The sequence below is a fragment of the Kiritimatiellia bacterium genome (assembly GCA_026417735.1).
Taxonomy (GTDB): Bacteria; Verrucomicrobiota; Kiritimatiellia; order PWTM01; family PWTM01; genus CAACVY01.
This window is the reverse complement of record JAOACR010000016.1, coordinates 1-20,877: the sequence shown is the minus strand read 5'-3', so window position 1 is coordinate 20,877 and position 20,877 is coordinate 1. Positions and strand designations below refer to the sequence as shown.

Below are 20,877 nucleotides of genomic sequence, written 5' to 3'. Positions count from 1 at the left end.
CGTCATCGCGGTGGGGGAGCCGCGGAGACCGTCGCAAGCCGCCGGCCGATCGTGCGCAGGAGTGAGCCGGCCGCTGTGACGCCCAGCAGCATCGCGACCGATGTCGCCACGATCGTTGCGGAGGTGGGCAGGTCGTTGCGGTATGAAACCGCGAGCCCAAGGATCGTCGAGCCGACGCCGACCACTGCGGAAGTGCGCATCACCGCGGACCACTGGCGACATAGCATCAGCCCGGCGGCGGGCGGCACGACGAGGTGACAAAGCACCAGCAGCGGTCCGACGATGCGGGTCGCTGTGGCCACGGCGACAGCGAGGACAGCGAAGAGTGCGGTTTCCCAGAGGGTGGGCCGCATCGCGAGGATGCGTGCGCACTCTCGGTCGAACATCACGTAGAGCAACGGGCGTGCGGCGAGCCGGGCCAGTGCGGCCGTGGGTAGCAGAATGAGAAGCGCGACGCGCAGGTCCGCCGGCGTGGCGAGGATCAGCTCGCCCTCGAGCGCGGCGCGGAGTTCGCGTAGACCGGGGCCCGCGCGGGCGCCCGCCAGCAGCGTGAGGGCGGCGGCACCGAGGAAGACCACTGCAACGATGGCTTCGCGGGGCAGACGTCGGCGCGTGCCGGGGCCGGCGCCGAGCGCCGCTGCCAGCAGTCCGGCCGCGGTGGAACTCGGCAGCACGGGCGCATGCCAGTGCTCCGCGACGGCCGCACCGAATACCGAGGCTTCGGCCATGGCCAGGGCCATAAAGACCGCGCCGCGCAGCACGACAAACAGTCCGAGCCAGCCGAGCGCGAGAGCGGCGATCGCTCCGGTGAGGATTGCCTCCGGAAATGAATGCAGGAGCGCGGCGAGCGTGTCCTTCATCGGTGCGCCTCCGTGCGCCGGCGAATTTTCACCGTTCGGTCTTTGACGGTGGCGATCCATTCGTCCAGGGCGGGCGAACGTGGCGGCAGCTCGCCGTGGCGAGCCGCAATCACCGCACCGTGCCGTTCGGCGGTGAGGTGCTGCAGTTCGCTCCAGACGGTCGCCTCGGACACTGCGTCTAGCTCGGAGGTCGCCTCGTCCAGCGCAAACAGGCGCGCGCCGGAAATGAGCGCCCGCGCCAGCAGGAGCTTCTGGCGCATTCCGCCGGACAGTTCCGCGTATCGCTTCGTCGCGTGGTCCAGCAGATCGAACCGTCTCAGCCACTGGTCGACCAGAGCGCGGTCCGCTGGTCGGGGGTGTCGCCACGGGCCGGATCTGGCCAGCAGGCCCATCTCGGCGATCTCGCGGGCGGACATCGGAAAGCGGTGATCGAACCAGGCTTGCTGCGGGACGTAGCCGATCGGATGCGCGTGAACGGCACGGCGGACCACGCCCTCCAGCGGCGCGCACAAGCCAACCATCGCGCGTAGCAGCGTGGTTTTGCCCGCCCCATTCGGTCCGATGAGCCAGAGCCATTGGCCAGGTTTGATTGCGAGGTTCACGTTCTCAAGTACCGTGTGCGGGCCGTAGCCGAGGGAGGCGTTCTCGACGACCACCAACGGGACCGCCGCCGTCGGCACGCGGTCGAGGCGGGGGGCAGGCGATGTCGGGGCAGGTGTCATCGCCGTGCCTCGCATATGCGCCGTACAATTTCGTCGAGCAGCGCGATGTAGCCGGAGACCTCTGGCGCTCCGCCGACGCTGATCGGCGCGATCACAACCCGCGCGCCGGTGTCTCGCGCGAGCCGACGCGCGGCCCGGTCGGAGTAATGCGGTTCTTGAAGGATGAAGCGCACGCCTGCGGCACGCGCGCGTTCGGCGAGCGAGTCGAGCCACGCGCCCGAGGGGGGCACGCCGGGTTGGGGCTCGATCTCGCCGGCGATGTGGAGGCCAAACCGGTGTGCGAAATAGGTCCAGCTCCGGTGGTAGGTGAGGAGCCGGGTGCCTCGGAACGGTCGCATCGCGGCGTACCAGCCGCCGGGGCTGAGGCCGAGCGATGCGGCCCGACTGTCCAGCTCGCCCGCCCGTTGTGCCGCCCACGCTTCGTCGCCGGTGAGGCGGGTGAGCAGCTGCGAGCCAAACATGGCGGTGTCCAGCCGGCGTTCAAAGTCGGCGAGGCGGGCCGTGTAGTTGGTGGCGCCCGTCGGATCGAGCCTCGTCAGACGTTCTGCGATCCCGCGGGCGAGCAGCCGGCCGTTCCAAGGATCCGTCCAGTAGTGGGGATTGCCGGCGGGGTGCACGTGGCCGGCGGAGCGACTCAGCCGCCCGGTCGCAACGTCGAGCGGCTCGATGAGCGTGGCAGCGTCCAGATGGCCGGGGCGGCCGGGCAGGATGCGCGGGTTGCGGGCGTTTTCGAGCACCGCCGGCTCCCATCCGGCTTCGAGGTCCAGTCCGACGCGGATCCAGAGGTCCGCATCGCGTGCTGCCAGCACAAAGGATGGACGGCCCTGCACCGAATGAGGGTCCTCCCACCCGCGGCAGATCGAGCGCACGGCAACGCGGTCCCCCCCAATCTCGCGTGCGATTGCGGCGAGGTCCTCGGTGGTGGTCACCAGCCGAAGGGAGCCGGCGGCCGTGACGCCGACCAGCAGCGCGGCGGGGGTAAGGACGGTGGCGACGCGATGTTGAAAGTTCATTGCGCGCCTCAGAACTTGTGCGCACCGTGTGCGCCGAGTGAGAAGATCGCCTGGAGGTAAAGCTCTGTGACCGTGTCGGCACCGTCCGCCAGTTCGTATCGGCCGCGGCTTACCTGCGCGCGGAATCGCGAGAATTCGGAAGGCGCGAACTCCAGCATCGCGGAGGCTTTCCAAGAGGGGTCCGACTCGTCCACCGAGCCATCGGGCAGCTCGTCGCGGTTGATCAGCCCCGCCTGCTCCCAGCGCACTCCCAGGCGCCAGCGGGGCAGAACACCATACACCGCCTGCAGGTAGTACCCGTCCTGCGCCGTTTCGAGAGCTCGGCCGATCAGTTCAGGGCGAAGCTTGTGAGCGACCAGACCGAGGCTGCGATCCCGGCGGGCGTATTCGCCCTGGATGGTGAGATCGCCCTCGCCGTACGGGCGAGCGGCGTCGTACTTGTAGACGGCGTCGGCTCCCCAGATGATCGCTTCACCATCCAGCCAGTGATCGGGTTCGCCGTCCTGATCCTCGTCGTGTTCCTCCTGGTGGCGGCCGAGGATGCCGAAGGTACCGATCTGGAGGCCGTGGGGACCCGGCACGGGAGGGCCGAACTTCAACCAACCGACGCAGAGTCGCGGCGCGTCGTGCGGCGGCAGCGGCGCGTCGCCAGCATGCGAGAACGCCTCCGATTCGCCTTGGAAGAGCTCCGCGCCGACGAGCAGGTACCACGGCGTGGGCGCCAGCCAGCTCAGCTGCAGACCGGTATCATTCAGCCCGTGTTCGCCGAGCATCAGCCGGTAGACGAGCGGTTGGTCCGCGAAGTCCCACTCGTGGGGGTGTCGAGGATTGATGTAGCCGAAGTCGCTGTAGAACTTGCCGCCCTTTAGTTTCAAGCCCAGCGGCAGGGAGAGCGTCTCGAACCACGCTTCCTCGAGCTCAGCGCCGGCGCGCGTGACGACGACGTTCACCATGCCTCGCGCGTACGGATCGACTGCGGCGGAGAGAACCAGCTCCACGTGCCGCAGGTTGAACCCCTGGCGCGGTGTCTCCGGGTGTGAGTGATCGCCGTTGTGCGAACGAGAATGGTGGGCGCGGAAGCCGGGAAGCTCTCTGAGCACATGTCGGATACCCTCCGCACTGTCATCGTCGTGGTAGAACACATCGAGGATTGCCGAAATGTCGGGGTTGAACGTCGGTTGCATTCGCCGGCCAGAGGCCGCCGCGTCGCGATCGGTTTGGCCCGCCGCGGCCAATGTGAGGGCAATGATCGCGAGAGCGATCGGTACAGTAGTTGTCTCGAGAGCAGATTTCATGCAGGAGTCCTCCGCTGTTGATGATCCTGTTCGCCGGCATTGCCGCTTCGCGCGGCGCGCGTTCCATCGTGCGCCGGCGGGGCGGTCAACGACGTAGACGAGGATTAGGCGGAGGGCGGCCCGCAGGAGGGGGGCCAGTCCAGATCGCCCGGCGGCGCGGGGAGAACGAGAGACTCTGGCTCGGTCCGCCGGAGGAGCGGAAATGCCGCGGTGGGCAGCGATGGCGCGATCGGAACTTCGGGGGACGAAGAGGCCAAGCCACAGCGGTCACAGTGGCTGGGATCCTGGGTGCCGGGAACGAGAGGATGGGCCGGGGTTGAGTGGCCGGGCCGCGCGGCATGGGTGTGAGCCGTGCAGCTCGATGGGTGGCGGTGCGGCAGCGTGCCCACGAGCCACCCCGCGGCGGCCGCCCACAGCCACACCAACCCCAAGCGGGAACGTTGCATCACGGTTCTCTTACCGATTCAACACCAGCGAGAGCATTCTCTTAAGATGCTGCGGTGTCAAACGGGGAGTTGAGGCAGTGTTGGGAGCGGGGGAACGCTTCAGCGGCAAGCGCGGTCGGCAAAAGGTTGGATTTGCGGAGGAGCGCCATGCTGTGCTACTGCTGGATGCGATTGAGGAGGTCCCAATGAATGCGGAGAGGATGAGTCGGCGCTCATTTGCAAGAGTCGGGGCACTTGCGGCGGTCGGTCCGTTCGTGGCGGCGGGGCCGGCTGGTGGTGCGGGGCCGGCGAAGATCATTGGGGTGGCGTGCAGTCCCCGCCGCGGCATGACCACCGCGAAGGCAGTGCAGGCGGCGCTGGACGCGGCGGCGGCGGCAGGTGTGGCGGTGGAGCTGTTGGACCTGGGGGGGCTGCGGGTTGGGGGCTATTCGAAGCCGCCGCCGGAGGACGATTTCACGCCGCTGCTGGCCCGGTTTGGGGATCCGGCCGTCGCGGGGCTGATCATCGGATCGCCCTGCTATTTCCGCGCGCCCAGTGCGCTCTGTCGTGCGTTCATCGAGCGGCTGGCGCCATTGCGCGAGCCGACGATGCGGCTGCAGGGCAAGCCGGTGGGGGTGGTGGCGGTGGGCGCCTTCCGCAATGGCGGACAGGAGCTGGTGATCGCTGAAATTCTGACCTCGATGCTGTGTTTTGGGATGGTGGCGGTGGGCGGGGATGCGCCGGCGTTTCAGGGCGCGACGGTGTTGTCGAAGGACGATGACATCGCCGGGGATGAACTTGGCCTGGACACCTGCCGAAAATTGGGGCAGCGGATGGCGCAGCTCGTCGCCTCTCGCGGTGGGGAAAGATTGGCGTAACGGCGCGACACCGCGCTGCGGCGAGGCGATGGCGCATTATTGACACCTTGCGCGGGGCCGGCCTATCGTGCGGGGGCCGGGTCAGGGCGGCCCGGTGGAGAATCCGACGATGCGATGGTGGACCGGTGTTGTCGCGGCGGTGGTCGCAGCGGGCTGTTTCCGCGAGGTGATCCGCACGTTTGAGATCCGGGTGCCGCAGATGCGCACACCCCAGGCGGCGCAAATGATCGAGCAGGCGCTGCGAGTGTTCGATACGAACATCCTGATCCGGGTGGAGACGGATCTCTCGAATCGGGTGGTGCGGGTAACCTACAACAGCGAACGCGCGGCGCGTCGAAACTTCGAGCGAGCGATCGTTGTTCTGGGTTTTGATGCCAATGATTTGCCGGGCGACCCGGGCCGCAAGTCACAATTACCGGAGGAGTTGAGGTGAGCCGGGTGGTGGTGGCAACCGGCTCGCAGAGACCCGTCGCGCGACGAGACCGGGCAGTGTGGGTGCCGGTTGTGCGGCGGGGAGACCGGCCGATGCCCTTGATGCCGGTTGTTGGTGCCGCGGCGCGGCGGCGGATCGAGGATTGGCTGCGGCGGACGCGGGACGCGGCGAAGCCGGGTACGGTCACGTTGCTGCCCGGCGATGGAGCGGACGGCGCGGGGTGGTGGGTGCTGAGCGGCGCCGGAGAGACACCGCGGCCGCCGCTGTGGCGGGTTGAGCACTCGCTGGGCGCGGCGGTGCGGGCGTGCGATTCGCGTCAGATCCAGGTTCTGGAGGCCTCGTTGGGGATGGGGGAGGGTGAGCCGGCCTCGGTGGCGCGGCGGCTTGCGTTTGCGGCGGTGTTGGCGGGGGGGTGGCCGGACAAACCCCAACAGAAGGTTCCTCGTCGTGGGACGCTACGGTTGGAGTTGGTCGGTGCAGAGGGCCGGGAGGTGTCGCGGTCGGCCGCGGCCGGTGCGGGCGAAGCGGAAGCGCTGCTCGAGGTTGTGGAACTGGCGAATCGGCCGGGCAACGAGGCGCCACCGTCGGTGATTGCGCGGGAAACCTCCCGCATCTGTCGGCGGCATGGGCTGCGGTGCCGGGTGCACGACCATCGGGCGCTGCAGCGGGCCGGCTGTGGCGCGCTGCTGGCCGTGGGTCGCGGTAGTGCGCATCCGCCGTGTTTGATCGAGATCGAGTATCGCGGCCGCGGCGCCGGCCGGCGGCCGCTGGCGCTGGTGGGCAAAACCATCACATTTGATTCCGGCGGCCTGTCGCTCAAGCCGTGGAAGGGCATGCAGATGATGCGCTACGACAAGAGCGGCGGGATGGCGGTGCTCGGCGCGATGGTGCTGGCCGCGGTGCGGCGACTGCCGTTGTGGGTGACCGGCTGGCTGCCGGTGGCGGAAAACATGCCGGACGGCGCCGCGGTGCGGCCCGGCGATGTGCTGCGAACGCGCGCGGGGCTGACCGTTGAAGTGGTCTCAACGGATGCGGAGGGCCGGTTGATTCTGGCGGATGCGATCGCGATGGCGGCGGACCGGCGCCCCGAGGTGATCGTGGACATTGCGACGCTGACCGGCGCGGTGGTGGTCGCGCTGGGCCATCACGCGGCGGCGGTGCTGGGGAACGACGATGGACTGATCGCGGCGCTGCGGGCGGCCGGCGAGGAGTGTGGCGAACGGTTGTGGCCGCTGCCGCTGTGGCCCGAGTACGACGGCGCGCTGGCGAGCGAGTTTGCAGATCTCGCGAATTCGGACGCCGGTGAGCACGGGGCAGGGACGATCCTCGGTGCGGTGTTTCTGAAGCGGTTTGTTCCGGAGGGCGTGCGCTGGGCGCATCTCGATGTGGCGGGCACCGCACGCGACTCGGCGGGTGCTGCCCACCGTCGAGCCGGTGCAACGCTGTTTGGCGCGCGGCTGCTCGCGGAGTGGCTCACACGGCATCACGACGCATCCACGCGGAGCTGAGCAGAATGGATCGCGCCTACACCATCATTGACATCCCCGAGCTACGGAGGGTCAAAAGCGGCAAGGTGCGCGAAATGTTTGACCTCGGGGAATGCTGGCTGCTGGTCGCGACCGACCGCATCTCCGCGTTCGATTGCGTTCTGCCGACCGGAATTCCGGCGAAAGGACACGTTTTGAATCTGATGTCGGCGTTTTGGTTTCGCCACCTTGCCGACGTGGTGCCGAACCACTGTGTGTCGGTGCGGTTTGGCGATCTGCCGTCGGTGCTGCAGGAATACCGGGGGCTGCTGCGGGGTCGGACGATGATCGTGAGGAAGGCCGATGTCCTGCCGGTGGAGTGCATCGTCCGCGGTTACCTTGCCGGGTCGGGATGGAAGGAATACCAGGCGACGGGTGCGATCGGTGGCATGCCACTGCGGGCGGGGTACCGGCTGGCCGACCGCCTGGACGAGCCGCTGTTCACGCCGTCCACCAAGGCGGCGGCGGGCCACGATGTGAACATCACGTTGGAGGAGACGGCGAAGCTGATCGGCGCGGAGCTCGCCGCGCGCGTGCGGGACATCAGCCTGGAACTGTACCGGCGCGCCGCCGCGTGGGCTGCCGAACGGGGCATCATCATCGCCGATACGAAATTCGAGTTTGGCCTGATTGACGGACAGCTCCATCTGGTCGACGAGGTGTTGACGCCGGACAGCTCGCGCTTCTGGCCCGCGGACCGGTACGAGCCCGGTCGGAATCCGCCCTCGTTCGACAAGCAGTACGTTCGCGATTACCTCGAGTCGCTACCGTGGAACAAGACACCGCCGGCGCCCGAGCTGCCCGCGGAGGTGGTCGAGCGCACACGGGTGAAGTACATCGAGGCCTTTCAGCGAATCACTGGGCGGGCGCTCTCCGCGGCGATTGCGGACGCCTGACGGCCCGAAGCCGTGCGGCCGTTCATTGACCAGTTCATCGAGTTTCTCGAGCTCGAGCGGGGACTGAGTCCCCACACGCTGGCGGCGTATCGGACGGACCTTCGCGAGTTCGAGCGGTTTCTTGCCGCGCGACGGGTCGCTTCACCGGCGGAAATCGGGCGGGCGGAGATCGTCGCCTTTTTGATGGAGGGGCGGGATGCGGGGCTGCGCAGTCCGACGATTGCGCGCCGGCTGGCGGCGATCCGGTCCTGGTTCCGGTACCTGCACGGTGAGGGGCTACTGGCGGCGGACGTCGCGGAGACGATGGATGCGCCGAAACTTTGGCGCGCGCTGCCGGACGCGCTCACGCAGCGGGAGGCGGATCGGCTGCTGGCGGCGCCGGATCTGGACCGGGCGCACGGTGTGCGCGACCGTGCGCTTCTGGAGCTGATGTACGCGACGGGGCTGAGGGTGTCGGAAGTGGCGGGGTTGACGCTCGATCGCGTGCGGCTGGAGGAACGCGTGCTGCGGTGTCTTGGCAAGGGGGGACGCGAGCGGTTGGTGCCGTTTGGCGAGACCGCGCGCGCGTGGTTGCTGCGGTATCTCGAGGAAGAGCGACCGCGGTTGGCGGGCCGCCGCGCCTCGTCGGCGCTGTTCCTTTCCGCACGGGGTGGGGCGCTGAACCGGCGTACGATCTGGGCGATCGTGCGGCGATCGGCCGCGCGGGCGGGGCTGGCGAAGCGCGTTCATCCGCACACGCTGCGGCACACGTTTGCGACGCATTTGCTTGCGAACGGCGCGCCGCTGCGTGTGATCCAGGAGCTGCTCGGCCACGCGGACATCGCGACGACGCAGATTTACACCCACGTGGACGCGGGACGGCTCAAGCAGGTTCACGAGCGGTACCACCCGCGCGCCTAGCCGCGTGGTCCGCGATCGCGGCCCGCAGCAGATCGGCCATGTCGGCTGCTGCTCGTTCCCAGCTGAACCTCGCGGCCCAGCGCAGCGCGCCTTCCCGGAGACGGGCGGCGAGGGCCGGATCGGTGAGGAGGCGGCGGGCCGCGGTGGCCAGCGCCCGCGGGTCGCCGTGCCTCACCAGCATGCCGCTGACACCGTCGAGGACCGCGTCGCGGAGGCCGGGCGAGTCGCTGGCAATCGCGGGTGTTCCGCAGGCGTTTGCTTCAATCACGGAGAGCCCCCAGCCTTCCTTCGGAGAGGGGTACACCAGCGCGCAGGCGCGGCGCATTCGCCGGATTTTCTCTTCCTCGCTCACGCGGCCCGCGAAGTCGACCGCATCGCCCAGACCCAGTTCGGCTGCGGTCCGACGCAGCGCGGGCTCATGGTCGCCGGCGCCGACGATTTCCAGCCGCGCTTCCGGCATGTCGCGCCGCAGTTGCGCGAGCGCGGCGAGCGCGGTCTCGATGCTTTTGTAGCGCTTGAGGCGGCCGACGTAGAGCAGGGTGGGCACGGCCGCGCGCGGCACGGACGCGTCAGGGCGGTACCGCGCGTGGTCGATGCCGGGCGGAATCACGCGGATCCGGTCCGGCCGGACACCGCGCCGGATCAGGTCGTCGCGAGTGGTCTCCGACAGCGCGGAGAAGCGGCAGCGGCGATACACCCACGGAATCGGGCGTTCCATCGCCCAGACGTAGGCGGCCAGCGGCCAGGGGGCCTCCCGGAAGATCGTCTCGCCAAAGAGGTGGGGCACATGCGCGACGACGGCACAACCCGGCCGCAGGAGGGGCAGAAAAAAGGGCACCTTGTCGAGTCCCTCGACGATCACATCGTGATGGTGCTCTCGCCGCAGTCGCAATGCGGCGGCCGGTGCGACGTAGTTGAACAGCGGTTGCGGCCCGCGACGGATCACGCGGACGCCGCGCAGCTCGCACTGGGGCGCCGCGCCGGCGGGGCGGCAGCAGAGGTAGTCCACCCCGTGCCCTGCGGCGACGAGCCGCGCGGCCACCTCGAGTAGGAGGGTCTCGGCGCCGCCCGCTTGCGGGTGAAGCGGATCGCGGAACTCGACCAGCAGGATTCTCACGACGGCCGGCGCGCCGCGACGCTGCGCGGATGCACGCCGACGGGCCGTCGCCGCAGACCGCTGCGCAGCCACAGCCGGCCGACGAGGAACATCGCTTCGCTGATGATCGAGCGGTTCATTTTGGAGACGCCGCTGCGGCGATCCTCGAAGATGATCGGCGCTTCGACGATGCGGAACCCGCGAATCCAGGCGCGGTGCAGCGTTTCGATTTGGAACGAGTAGCCGTTGGACCGCAGCGTGGGAACGTCGAGCTCCTCGATCACCTCGCGCCGGTAGCACTTGAAGCCGCCGGTGGGGTCCGCAAACGGCATGCCAGTGACCAGGCGGACGTAGGCGGCCGCACAGACGCTCAGCATCAGGCGCGAGAGCGGCCAGTTGGTGATGCGGATACCGCCGACAAACCGCGAGCCGAGCACGAGGTCGGCCTCATCCGCGAGCGATCGCAGGCGGGGGAGGTCCGCCGGGTTGTGCGAGAAGTCCGCGTCCATTTCGAAAATGAAGCGGTAGTCTCGCTCGAGAGCCCAGAGAAAGCCGGCCACGTATGCGCGGCCGAGTCCCTGTTTGCCGGGGCGGTGGATCACGTGAATGCGAGGGTCCGCGGCCGCCATCCGATCGAGGAGGTCACCGGTGCCGTCGGGCGAGTTGTCGTCGACGAAGAGATGTTCCGCGGAGGGCAGTGCGGCGAGGGTGGCGCGCGCGATGGCCTCGACGTTTTCCCGCTCGTTGTAGGTGGGCGTGATGACCAGCGACTCGGCCATGGGCGGAGTATAGCCGTGACGGCGGGCCGAACAAGCGGCGGCGGCCTAACGGGCTGGTCCGAGGGCGCGGGCCGGAGGGCGACGTTGTATGATGGAGGAATGATCCGGACCTCGGCGCCAGGCAGTGTGATGCTGTTCGGCGAACATGCGGTGTTGCATGGCTATCCGGCGGTGGTGATGGCGGTTGCGCGGCGGGTGCATGTGAGCGTGACGCCGCGTGCGGACCGGCGGGTGCGGATTGTCTCGGCGCTGGCCACGCGCGAGCGCTCGCTGGACGAGATCGAGCCTTCGGCGCCGCTGGCGTTCGTGGAGCGCGCGATCCTCGCGTGCCGACCGGAGTTGCCGACGGGGATGGAGATGGTGATCGAATCGGATTTTCCGCCGACCGTGGGGCTGGGGTCCTCCGCGGCCGTCACTGTGGCGGCGCTCGCGGCGTTGCGAAGGTTGGCGGGCCGCGGGGGGACGCCGGCCGAGTTGGCGCGGGAGGCGGTGGCGGTGATCCGAGCGGTGCAAGGAGCGGGTTCCGGTGCCGACGCGTGGGCGAGCGCACTGGGGGGGCTGAGGGTGTTTGCGCGCGACGGTGAGACGGACCGGCCGCTGCGGGGAGCGCCGCCGTTGTTACTGGTCTATTCGGGTCGAAAAACCCCGACGCCGGTGGTGATCGAACGGGTCGAAGCCCTTCGGCGGCGTCTACCCGCGGTGGTGGGTGGGATATTTTCGGCGATCGGCGCGCTGTCGCTCGAAGGTGCGGCGGCAATCGAGGCCGGTGACTGGCGGCGGCTTGGCGCTGCGATGAACATTGGACATGACCTGATGGCGGCGCTGGGGGTGGATACGCCCGAGCTGCGCGCGATTGCGAACGTGCTGCGCTCCGATCCCGGTGTGTACGGCGCGAAGATCTCCGGGTCGGGCCTTGGCGACTGCGTGGTGGCGGTGGGACGTCGGGAGCGCACCGTCTCGGATGAGCGGGACATCGAGGTGGCGGTTTCGGCCGACGGAGTGCGGTTTGAGGAGGAGGGAGGGTGAACAGCTTGGTGGAAACGGCGGGAGAAGTGGAGGCACGGCGACGGGCGGCGGTCCGCGCCGTTCTGGGCGAGCGTGCGGATCGTCCGCCGGTGGGGGCGGCCGCGGCCTATGCACCGGCGAACGTGGCGCTGGTGAAGTACTGGGGTAAGCGGGACGAGGCGCTCCATCTGCCGGAGACCGATAGTCTATCGATCTCGCTCGGCCGACTGGGTACGGACACGCGGATTGAGGTTGCGGGCAGCGACGAGCTGATTTTGAACGGCCAGCCGGTGGTGCGTGAGGATCCGGCGGCCCGGCGACTGTTTGAGTTTCTGGGGTTATTGCCGACACGGCCGGCAGGGGGGTTCCGCATCGTGACGCGCAATACGGTGCCGACGGCGGCGGGGGTGGCGTCGTCCGCTTCCGCGTTTGCGGCGCTGGTGCGGGCGCTGGACGCGGTGTACGGCTGGGGATTGTCTGAGCGCGAACTGTCGGTGCTGGCGCGGCTGGGAAGTGGCAGCGCGTGTCGGTCGCTCTGGCGGGGATTTGTGCGATGGCGTCGGGGCGAGCGGGCGGACGGTCTGGACAGCCACGGCGAGCCACTGGGCGCGGAGTGGCCGGAGCTGCGCGTCGGGTTGTGGCGGGTGGATGAGGGTCCGAAGGGGCGGGGATCCGGTGAGGCGATGGCCCACTGTCGCGCGACGTCGCCGTTGTATCGAGCCTGGCCGGAAGTGGTGGTGGCGGATCTGCGGGAGGTTGAGGCGGCGATCGCGTCGCGGGATATCGAGCGGTTGGGGCGCGCGGCGGAAGGTAATGCGCTGGCGATGCACGCGGTGATGTGGGCAGCTCGCCCGCCGGTGCGCTACTGGACAGCGGCGACGCTGGAGGCGGTGCGCGAGGTGGAGGCCGCGCGACGGGAGGGTGTGCCGGTATGGTTCACGATGGACGCAGGACCGAACTTGAAGCTGCTGTACGAGCAGCGAATCGGTGCGACGGTGCGCGCGCGGTGGCCGCAAATCGAGGAGGTGGTTCCCTGAGTGGTCGGTGCCGCGTTCTGCGCGGTTGACGGCCGAATCGCTGCTTGACCGGCCGACTGTCGGGACGGAAGATAACATGTTTTACGCAACAGAATGAAGACGTTCCTTGAGACAGTGGGGCCCTGTCGGGTGCGGGTGCGGGTGGCGTTTGACCCGCCGGACGTGGCGGAGGTGCGGCGGGCGATCGTCGAGCAGATGTCGAAGACGGTGACTGTGCCGGGGTTCCGGCCGGGGCGCGTACCGCCGGAGGTAACCGAGCTGCGCTATCGGAACGAGGTGACTCGCCGGACCCATGAAGCCCTGCTGAACCGGGCGACGCTTTCCGCGTTTGACGCAGTTCCGGAGCGGGCGCTGATGGTGGTGGACCGTGGCGCGGAGGCACTGACGGATGCGGCGGGGCCGCATGAGTGCTGGGTACTGGTCGAGACGATGCCGGACTTCGAACTGCCGGAGTACCGTGGCATTCCGGTGCGCGTGCCTCCCGCGACGGTGAGCGAGGAGGAGGTGGACCGGGCGGTGCGGGCGCTGCGGGAGGAGCGAATGGGGTACCGCAAGGTTGCCGATCGGCCGGTGGCGGTGGGCGACTGGGTGAAGGTCGACGCGGTGGGGGAGATGGATGGCCGGCCGCTCGCGGAAATGGACGGTGCCGCGAAGCGGCTGGCGAGGATTGCGGGGCAGTGGCTTTCCACTGAGCCCGAGGCGTTTCCGCCGGGGCTGGGAGCGTCGCTGGTGGGGTCGGCGGTGGGCGAGTCGCGCACGGTGACGGTGAAGTTTCCCGACCGCTTTGGCGTCGCGGAGCTCGCCGGCCGCAGCGTTGTGTACCGGGCCACAGTGTTGGCGATTCGCGAGCCGGTCCTTCCCGAACTGGATGACGCGTTCTGTTCGGCTCTCGGTGTGCACAGCGTGGACGAGCTCAGGGCAAAGGTCCGCTCGGAGCTTGAGGAGGCGCGTCGCCGCCGAATTCGCGAGGATGTTCGGGGGCAGATTTTGCAGTATCTGCTGGCGCGGACACCGATGACCCTGCCCCCTGCGGCGGTGGAGGAGGAAACGCGCGACCTTGTCGTGGAGATGGTGCGGCAGGCGATGGGGCGCGGCGCTGACGAAGAGGCGATCCGGCGCAACCGCGAGCAGATTGAGGCCGCGGCGCGGGCGAGCGCGGAACAGCGGCTGCGCGTGCGGTTCATTCTCGACCGCATTGCGGAGGCCGAACATATCGTCGTCAGCGACGAGGACCTCGAACGTCACGCGACGGCGATTGCCGGGCGCTCGGGCTCGGATGCGGCGACCTGGTTGCGGGAGGTTCGGGAACGCGGACGGATCGAGCAGTTGCGGGCGATGTTGCGGCCGGAGAAGGTGTTGGAGCATCTTGCCGGGCTGGCCCGCGTCGAGGAAGGAGCGCAAACGTGAACGAGTCTGCACAGATTTTGATTCCGATGGTGATCGAGCAGACCGGGCGCGGCGAGCGCGCGTACGACATTTACTCCCGTCTGCTGAAAGACCGGATCGTGTTTCTTGGCACTGCAGTGACCGATGAAGTAAGCAATCTGGCGATCGCGCAGTTGCTGTTTCTGCAGAGCGAGGACACCGAGAAGCCGGTACGGCTGTATATCAATTCGCCGGGCGGATCCGTCACTGCCGGTTTGGCGCTGTACGACACGATGCGGTATCTGAGCTGCCCGGTGGAGACGTACTGCGTCGGTCAGGCGTCGAGCATGGCGGCGGTGCTGGTGGCGGCCGGCACGAAGGGCCGTCGCTACGCGTTGCCGAACGCTCGCATCATGATTCATCAGCCGTGGGGTGGTGTGGAGGGACAGGCGGCGGACATCAGCATACAGGCGAAGGAGATTCTCCGGCTGCGGGATCGGCTGAACGAGATTCTGGCGTTTCACACGGGCCGCAGCGTGGAGGCGGTGGCGAAGGATACGGATCGAGACTTCTTCATGTCCGCCGAGGAGGCCCGCCAGTACGGTCTGGTGGACGAGGTGCTCCGACCGCGGGAGAAGGCGGGTGGACGGGAGGGCTGAGCCCGATGGCAGACAGGCCATCCCGGCGATGTTCGTTTTGCGGTCGGCCGGACGACGAGGGACTGCGCATGTTCGCGGCGCCGCGCGCGACGATTTGCGAGGAGTGTGTGCGCACGTGTGCGGCGATGCTCGAGATGCCGGAGGTCGGCGCCCGTGGCGTCGGCCGTCGGCGATCGGCGCCGGAGATCGAGGTGCCGACGCCGCGCGAGATCCACGCGTTTCTGGACCAGTACGTGGTGGGGCAGGAGACGGCGAAGCGCGTGCTGTCGGTCGCGGTCTATAACCACTATCAGCGGATACGGGCGCGGGAAGGCGCGGAGCCCCCCGAGTTCGCGGACGTTGAGCTGGACAAAAGCAATGTGCTGCTGATCGGCCCCACCGGTTCGGGCAAGACGCTGCTGGCGCAGTCGCTGGCGCGGATGTTGAAGGTTCCGTTCAGCATTTCCGACGCGACGACGCTGACGGAGGCCGGCTATGTTGGCGAGGACGTGGAGAATATTTTGTTGCGTTTGATCCGCGCGGCGGATGGCGACGTGGCGCGCGCGGAGGTCGGCATCGGCTACATTGACGAGATCGACAAGATCGCGCGGAAGATGGAGAACGTTTCAATCACCCGGGACGTTTCGGGTGAAGGGGTGCAGCAAGCGTTGCTGAAGATTCTCGAGGGGACCGTCGCGAACGTTCCGCCGCAGGGCGGTCGGAAACATCCGCTGCAGGAGTACATTCAGATTCAGACGCGGAACATTCTGTTCATTTGTGGCGGGGCGTTTGTGGGTCTGGAGGACATCGTTCGCCGGCGGATCGGGACCAGCCGGCTCGGCTTTCATGCGGGGCCGGAAACCGGTCGTGCGGCCGCGAGCGTCGAGCCGGAGGATCTTCGCCAATTCGGGTTGATTCCGGAGTTCATCGGTCGGCTGCCGGTGGTGACGGTGCTGGACCCTCTGACGGAGCAGGAGCTCTTTCGGATTCTAACGGAGCCGCGGAACGCGATTGTGCGGCAGTATCAGAAGATGCTGGCGCGCGAAGGGATTCGGCTGGAGTTTACCGAGCCGGCGTTGCGGGAGCTGGCGCGGCGTGCGGTTTCTCGGGGGACCGGCGCGCGGGGGCTGCGGGCGATGCTCGAGACGGTGATGCTGGACGTGATGTATCACGCGCCCGACCATCCGGGCTCGGCCGCACATCCGCGAGTGGTGAGGGTGGATCGTGCAATGGTCGCGCGGCGGCTAGATGCTGACGAGCGGCCGAACGCGATGAGCCGGTGCGCATGAGGGGCGAACGCGTCCCCCGGTGGGCGACGGCGGTCGCACTGCTAGTGGCCTTCGCGTGCGCCGCACGCGAAGTACCGATTGTGCTGCTGCACACTACTGATCTCCACGGTCGGCTGGTCAACCTGGTGCCGGAGGGCGGCGTTGCGTCCGAGGCGGGGCTGTGGCGCTGTGCGACGCTGATCCGACGGGTTCGCGCGCGGGAACCGAACGTGCTGTGGGTGGACTGCGGTGACACCATCCAGGGCACGTTGGAGAGCCTGGAAACGGGTGGCCGCTTGATGCTGGATGCGCTGGCGCGCGCGGGCTGCGACGCATGGGTCCTCGGCAACCACGAGTTCGATTGGGGGCTGCCGGCGTTGCGCGCGCTGGTTGAGGCGTCGCCGATTGCGGTGCTGGGGGCCAACATCGGGCCGGCGCCCGGGGCGCCGCCGCCGTTGCCGGGCATCAGGTCGTGGATCGTCCGTGAACTCGGCGGCGTGCGCGTCGGTGTGGTGGGAACGACGCATCCCACCACACCGCGTTGGCAGCCGCCCGGCTGGCTGGAAGGGCTGGCGATTCGGGCGCCGCAGGATGCGATCGGAGATGCGCTGCCCGCGCTGAGATCGGCGGGCGCGGAAGTGCTGGTGCTGGTGGTTCACGAAGGTCTCCGGCCGGGTCGGGAGGATCCGGCACCGGGCGCGGTCGCGCTGGCAGGCCGATACCCTGACTTCGATGTGGTTCTGGGTGCGCATACCCATGAGGCGATTGCGGAGCAGATGCTGGCGGGGGGGGTGCTGTACGCCCAGGCTGGCTGTCATGGCCAGTGGGTGGGGAGGGTGGACATCGTCTACGACACGCTGCAGCGGCGTGTGGTGCGCAAGAGCGGCGTGCTGCTGCCGGTGGACGCCACGGTGGAGCCGGATGCCGACCTTGTGGCTCTGACCGGATCGGTGGTGCAGCGGGCATCGAATCGGCTGGAGCGCGTCGTCGCTCAGGTGGTGGCGCCATGGTCGGCGGAAGCCACGGCGCCCGGCGATGAAAACATCGCGCGGCTACTACGGAAGGTCATCATGGAGACTGTCGGCGCGGATGTCGTGATCCACGGCCGTTTGTCGGAGGCAGAGCTGACGGAAGGGGACGTGCGCGTGCGCGACGTGTGGCGGGTGGTGCCGTACGAGAATCGGATCGGCATTTGCCGTTGGACGGTGACGGAGATCCGCGCGGCGCTGGAAGAGATGTTAAGCACGACCGGCCGTACGGTGAGCGGGATCAGCGGTCTGCGGGTGCGGCTCGACCCGGCAGCGGAAGCGGGCCGCCGGGTGGTCCGGATCGAGCTTCCGGACGGGAGCCTGCCGCATCCGCGGCGACGATTTCGAGTTGCAATGAACAGTCACGCGATCGCTTCCGCAGGGGGACGATGGCCGGGGGTGCGTCGAATGGCGAGTGCGCCGGAAGCCGCGCTGGAGATCACGGCAGTAGATACGCGTTCCGCGCTGCTAAAGTGGCTGGCGGCGAAGCGCCGGATCACCCTTGCGGATCTGCCGCCTCCGGGATTTGCACCGTCGGCTCGTTCGCCGGACTAGCGGGTGTGGTGGCGTCCGGTGTGGGCGGGGGAACGAGAGGCAGCACAATGGTCACTCGCGTTCCATGCTCGCAGGAGTCCACCTGCAGGCGTCCGCCGTGATCCAGCACGATGCGGCGTACGATCGGCAGGCCGAGTCCGAGGCCTTTGGGCTTTGTGGTGCCGAACGGCGAGAAAAGACGATCGCGCACGCTGTCCGCAATGCCCGGCCCGTTGTCACGGACCATGAGCAGCAGGTGATCGGTGCCCCGGATGGTCACACGATTGGCGGCGGCCACCACGTGAAGCCGAGCGGTCTCGGGCGAGCTTTCGAGCGCGTTGACCATGAGGTGCGCCAACGCGTCCGCGAGCGCGTTGGCATCACCCTCAATTGTCGGCGCGTCCGGGGCGGCGCACAGTTCCACTCGCGCGCCGGGCGCTTCGAATCGCCGGCGTGCCCGGTCGAGCGCGGCGGCGAGTAGCTTCGCCGGCTCCACTGGTTCGCGGCGGCGCTCTGGCGGGTGAGCGTACGCATGAATGGCCGCGACGATGTCCTCGAGCCGTCCGACCTCCTCCTCCACCACCCGCCGGAACTGCTCACGGAACTCAGCATCGGCGTGGCGCTCCGGCAGCAGCTGGGCGAAGGTTTTGATCGCGGTCAAGGGATTCCGGATTTCGTGGGACATCGCTGCGGCGAGGTCGGACCAGAACGCCGCTCGCTCGGCTTCTTCGACCCGCTGGGCCATTTTGAGCGCCTCGGTTCGGTCCTCGATCAGCGCGACCGCGCCATGACCGGTGCCGCTGTCCGCGGCGAGACGCCGCGTGGTGAGGAACAGATGGCGTCCCGTGGCCGGGTCGGCGAGATTTTGGCCAGCGATTTCTTCGCCGGCGAGCGCACGGCGCAACGCATCCGCCAGCCATATGCCGGCGGCCTCGACGGGCTGACCGATGAGCTCTTCCACTTTTCGCCCCGCGATTCGGGCCCCGTCCGTGTTGCACCATTGGATGGTGCCGTCGGGGCCAGCCGCGATAATGCCGGTGGGCAGGCTTCGCAGCAGTGTTTCGGCGAGCGCTCGTTCCCGTGCGGCCTCGTCATAGAGGTGAGCGTTATCGATGATGATCGCGACGTGGCCGGCGAGCACTGAGAGCTCTTCAAGGTCGGCGTAGGTGAACGGGGCGCCCGTTGCTCGCCGGCCAACGAAGAGCCATCCATAGAGGCGCCCCCTCGCAAAGAACGGTGCGATCGCCTCCGCGCCCATCGCGTCCAGTGCGCGGGAGAGACGGCGGACCTCGTCGGGGTCGCTCAAATGGGCGAGGAGGGGCCGGGAGATCAGGTGGGCGTGGCGCGACATCCAGCGGACGAGCCAGTCATCGGGCTCATAGGTAGTGGCGCGCGTCTCGTCGAGACATCCCGCGCCGGCGACGAGCCGATAGACGCCGTCCGCGCGCGAACGTGCGAACACGCCGACGCGAGACAGCAGCATGGCCGCCGCGATGCCGTCGACGGTTCGGGTGAACAGCGCATCGAGATTTTCGATGTTGCGCATCGCCAGCGAGAGGTGCCACAGCGGGGCGGCGGAACGCAGTCCCGACCCGCCGGTCTCCGCCGCGGCGAACGGCAGCGGAACCCGCTCGGTGGGAGCCTGCCGACGAAGCCGTTCGATTTCGCGCCGCAACTGCAAGCTTTCCAGGCCTCGCTCAACCAGGCTCTGCAGCTGCCAGGGGTCCGGATCGAGCGGCGCAACGGCGTAGCAGCCGGCGTCGCGGGCGAGACGGACCGGTTCGGAACGGTGATCGCCCATGGCGATGCAAAGCGTGTTGGGCCACCGGCGGAGGGTCTCCATCACCACTCGTCCGCCCTCGCCGTCTCGGAGATCGGCGAGCACGAGTGTTGGATCGTGGCGTGCCAGCAGCCGTTCGAGTTCCTCCTCGCTGCTGGCGGGCAGAACGCGGGCGACCATGACGAGAGCACCGCGCACGCGTTCCACTAAGTCGGGCGTGCGGGTGAACAACAAAAGGGAGGGGAGCAGACTCACGCGGAGTTGCCCTCCTGTGCGGCTGTTTCCAGCGGCTGGAAGAAGACGTGCACGACCGTCCCGGCACCCGGCCGACTTTCGATATCGATCGTAGCATGATGTTCCTGCAAGATGCCATGCGCGATGGTGAGCCCGAGGCCGGAGCCGTCCGCCTTCGTCGTGAAGAACGGGTCAAAGATGCGAGGCAGCACGTCTGGGGGGATGCCGATGCCGGTGTCTCGGACCGAGACGCGCAGTCGGCGCAGAAAGATCTGCTGACCCCAGAGGTCGCGCTGGCCTGAGTCGACCTGCACCAGCGCGCTGGAGAGCGTGAGGGTACCGCCGTGCGGCATCGCCTCGATGGCGTTGAAGCAGAGATTGACAAATACCTGCTCGAGCAGGGCGCGGTCGCCCAAAATACGGTCGTCGTCGGCCTGCAGGTCTGCGATGGTGCGAATGTTGCGGGCACGTCGGCGGGGATCGATCAGGCGGAGCGTCTGGGCGAGGACCTCATGCAGGTGCAGAGGGGTGAGTGTGGGTTGCACGGGCCGGGCGAAGTCGAGCAGTCGGTTGACGACCATGTCGATGCGTTCGACCTCCGTGCCGATCAGGGGACATATCGAGGCGCGCAGGTCGGGGTCGTCGAACGCGCGGGGCAGCAGTTGAATGAACGTTTTGATCGTGACAAGGGGGTTTTTGATCTCGTGCGCCATGCTGGCGGCGAGCGTGCCGACGCTGGCCAGACGGTCCGCGCGGCGTGCGCGCTCTTCGAAGCGTCGTTCCGCGGTGACGTCGTGCAGGGTGACGAGCGCGCCCAGTGGGGTGCCATCGCTGCGGCGCAAGGCGCGGGCGCTGACGCGCACGATGTGGGGTGCCGGCTCTGCGGGGAGTCGCGCCTCGAGGTCTGGCGGCGGAGGACTTCCGGCGAGCGCATGGTCCAGCGCTTCGCGGACCGGAGGCGGCAGTTCGCGGAGCGACGTGGGAGGTCCATCTTCGCGGATGTTCAGCAGTCGTGTCGCCTCGCGGTTTACCGCGGTGATCCGGCCAGTCGCGTCGCAGGCGATGACGCCGTCGGCGACATTTTGGAGCAGCGTTTCATTGTAGCGGCGCGCGTCATCCACCTCCGTGTAGAGCCGCGCGTTCTCGATCGCGAGCGCGAACTGCT

The 20,877-nt window shown here is 68.3% G+C and carries 19 protein-coding genes; 11 read left to right on the top strand and 8 right to left on the bottom strand.

Going from position 1 to position 20,877, the window contains the following annotated elements:
* Positions 1–2: 2 nt before the first annotated feature.
* Genes N2652_08205 through N2652_08190 form a run of 4 tightly spaced genes read right to left on the bottom strand, consistent with a single transcriptional unit; the run spans position 3 to position 3,890 of the window.
* Positions 3–860: a metal ABC transporter permease gene (locus tag N2652_08205; GenBank protein MCX7819173.1), complete on the bottom strand. Its 858-nt coding sequence runs from the start codon at positions 858–860 to the stop codon at positions 3–5.
* Complete coding sequence (locus N2652_08200) at positions 857–1,582, bottom strand: ATP-binding cassette domain-containing protein (protein ID MCX7819172.1); 726 nt, start codon at positions 1,580–1,582, stop codon at positions 857–859. The genes N2652_08205 and N2652_08200 overlap by 4 nt, the downstream gene beginning before the upstream one ends.
* Positions 1,579–2,595: a metal ABC transporter substrate-binding protein gene (locus N2652_08195; protein ID MCX7819171.1), complete on the bottom strand. Its 1,017-nt coding sequence runs from the start codon at positions 2,593–2,595 to the stop codon at positions 1,579–1,581. Before N2652_08195 ends, N2652_08200 begins: the two co-directional genes overlap by 4 nt.
* An 8-nt stretch (positions 2,596–2,603) precedes the next feature.
* Positions 2,604–3,890, bottom strand: a complete 1,287-nt coding sequence (locus tag N2652_08190) for a TonB-dependent receptor (GenBank protein ID MCX7819170.1) — start codon at positions 3,888–3,890, stop codon at positions 2,604–2,606.
* Positions 3,891–4,413: 523 nt separating this feature from the next.
* Here N2652_08190 and N2652_08185 point away from each other — a divergent pair.
* The 5 genes from N2652_08185 (at position 4,414) to xerD (ending at position 8,948) form a co-directional block, all read left to right on the top strand.
* A complete protein-coding gene (locus tag N2652_08185; GenBank protein MCX7819169.1) occupies positions 4,414–5,193 on the top strand; it encodes a flavodoxin family protein in 780 nt (259 codons plus the stop codon).
* Between the two features lie 109 nt (positions 5,194–5,302).
* Positions 5,303–5,626: a hypothetical protein gene (locus tag N2652_08180; protein ID MCX7819168.1), complete on the top strand. Its 324-nt coding sequence runs from the start codon at positions 5,303–5,305 to the stop codon at positions 5,624–5,626.
* A gap of 92 nt (positions 5,627–5,718) precedes the next feature.
* On the top strand, positions 5,719–7,134 hold the full coding sequence (locus tag N2652_08175; protein MCX7819167.1) for a leucyl aminopeptidase family protein: 1,416 nt from the start codon (positions 5,719–5,721) through the stop codon (positions 7,132–7,134).
* A gap of 5 nt (positions 7,135–7,139) precedes the next feature.
* A complete protein-coding gene (locus N2652_08170) occupies positions 7,140–8,048 on the top strand; it encodes a phosphoribosylaminoimidazolesuccinocarboxamide synthase (GenBank protein MCX7819166.1) in 909 nt (302 codons plus the stop codon).
* Between the two features lie 12 nt (positions 8,049–8,060).
* On the top strand, positions 8,061–8,948 hold the full coding sequence (xerD, locus tag N2652_08165) for a site-specific tyrosine recombinase XerD (GenBank protein ID MCX7819165.1): 888 nt from the start codon (positions 8,061–8,063) through the stop codon (positions 8,946–8,948).
* On the opposite strand, the gene N2652_08160 is transcribed toward xerD, so the two are convergent.
* Together N2652_08160 and N2652_08155 are read right to left on the bottom strand one after the other, a co-directional pair.
* Positions 8,911–10,065 carry a glycosyltransferase family 4 protein gene (locus tag N2652_08160; protein MCX7819164.1) on the bottom strand — a complete coding sequence of 385 codons (1,155 nt, stop codon included), beginning with the start codon at positions 10,063–10,065 and terminating at the stop codon, positions 8,911–8,913. The genes xerD and N2652_08160 overlap by 38 nt on opposite strands.
* A complete protein-coding gene (locus tag N2652_08155) occupies positions 10,062–10,823 on the bottom strand; it encodes a polyprenol monophosphomannose synthase (protein MCX7819163.1) in 762 nt (253 codons plus the stop codon). The genes N2652_08160 and N2652_08155 overlap by 4 nt, the downstream gene beginning before the upstream one ends.
* Before the next feature lie 99 nt (positions 10,824–10,922).
* Between N2652_08155 and mvk the strand changes: the two genes are divergently transcribed.
* The 6 genes from mvk (at position 10,923) to N2652_08125 (ending at position 17,719) form a co-directional block, all read left to right on the top strand.
* The gene (mvk, locus tag N2652_08150; GenBank protein MCX7819162.1) at positions 10,923–11,849 is read left to right on the top strand and encodes a mevalonate kinase; all 927 of its coding nucleotides are present in this window, start codon (positions 10,923–10,925) and stop codon (positions 11,847–11,849) included.
* On the top strand, positions 11,846–12,865 hold the full coding sequence (gene mvaD, locus N2652_08145; GenBank protein ID MCX7819161.1) for a diphosphomevalonate decarboxylase: 1,020 nt from the start codon (positions 11,846–11,848) through the stop codon (positions 12,863–12,865). Before mvk ends, mvaD begins: the two co-directional genes overlap by 4 nt.
* 93 nt (positions 12,866–12,958) lie before the next feature.
* Complete coding sequence (tig, locus tag N2652_08140) at positions 12,959–14,272, top strand: trigger factor (protein MCX7819160.1); 1,314 nt, start codon at positions 12,959–12,961, stop codon at positions 14,270–14,272.
* A 17-nt stretch (positions 14,273–14,289) separates the two neighbouring features.
* Complete coding sequence (gene clpP, locus N2652_08135; GenBank protein MCX7819159.1) at positions 14,290–14,889, top strand: ATP-dependent Clp endopeptidase proteolytic subunit ClpP; 600 nt, start codon at positions 14,290–14,292, stop codon at positions 14,887–14,889.
* Between the two features lie 5 nt (positions 14,890–14,894).
* A complete protein-coding gene (gene clpX, locus N2652_08130; GenBank protein ID MCX7819158.1) occupies positions 14,895–16,157 on the top strand; it encodes an ATP-dependent Clp protease ATP-binding subunit ClpX in 1,263 nt (420 codons plus the stop codon).
* Positions 16,154–17,719: a 5'-nucleotidase C-terminal domain-containing protein gene (locus tag N2652_08125; protein ID MCX7819157.1), complete on the top strand. Its 1,566-nt coding sequence runs from the start codon at positions 16,154–16,156 to the stop codon at positions 17,717–17,719. The genes clpX and N2652_08125 overlap by 4 nt, the downstream gene beginning before the upstream one ends.
* Here the strand turns inward: N2652_08125 and N2652_08120 are convergent.
* Both N2652_08120 and N2652_08115 read right to left on the bottom strand, forming a co-directional pair.
* Positions 17,661–19,658 (bottom strand): ATP-binding protein, encoded by a 1,998-nt coding sequence (locus N2652_08120; protein MCX7819156.1) that lies wholly within the window; start codon positions 19,656–19,658, stop codon positions 17,661–17,663. The two genes, N2652_08125 and N2652_08120, sit on opposite strands and share 59 nt — an antisense overlap.
* 71 nt (positions 19,659–19,729) lie before the next feature.
* Positions 19,730–20,877 (bottom strand): ATP-binding protein (locus N2652_08115; GenBank protein MCX7819155.1); only part of this gene is annotated, 1,148 nt, incomplete at its 5' end.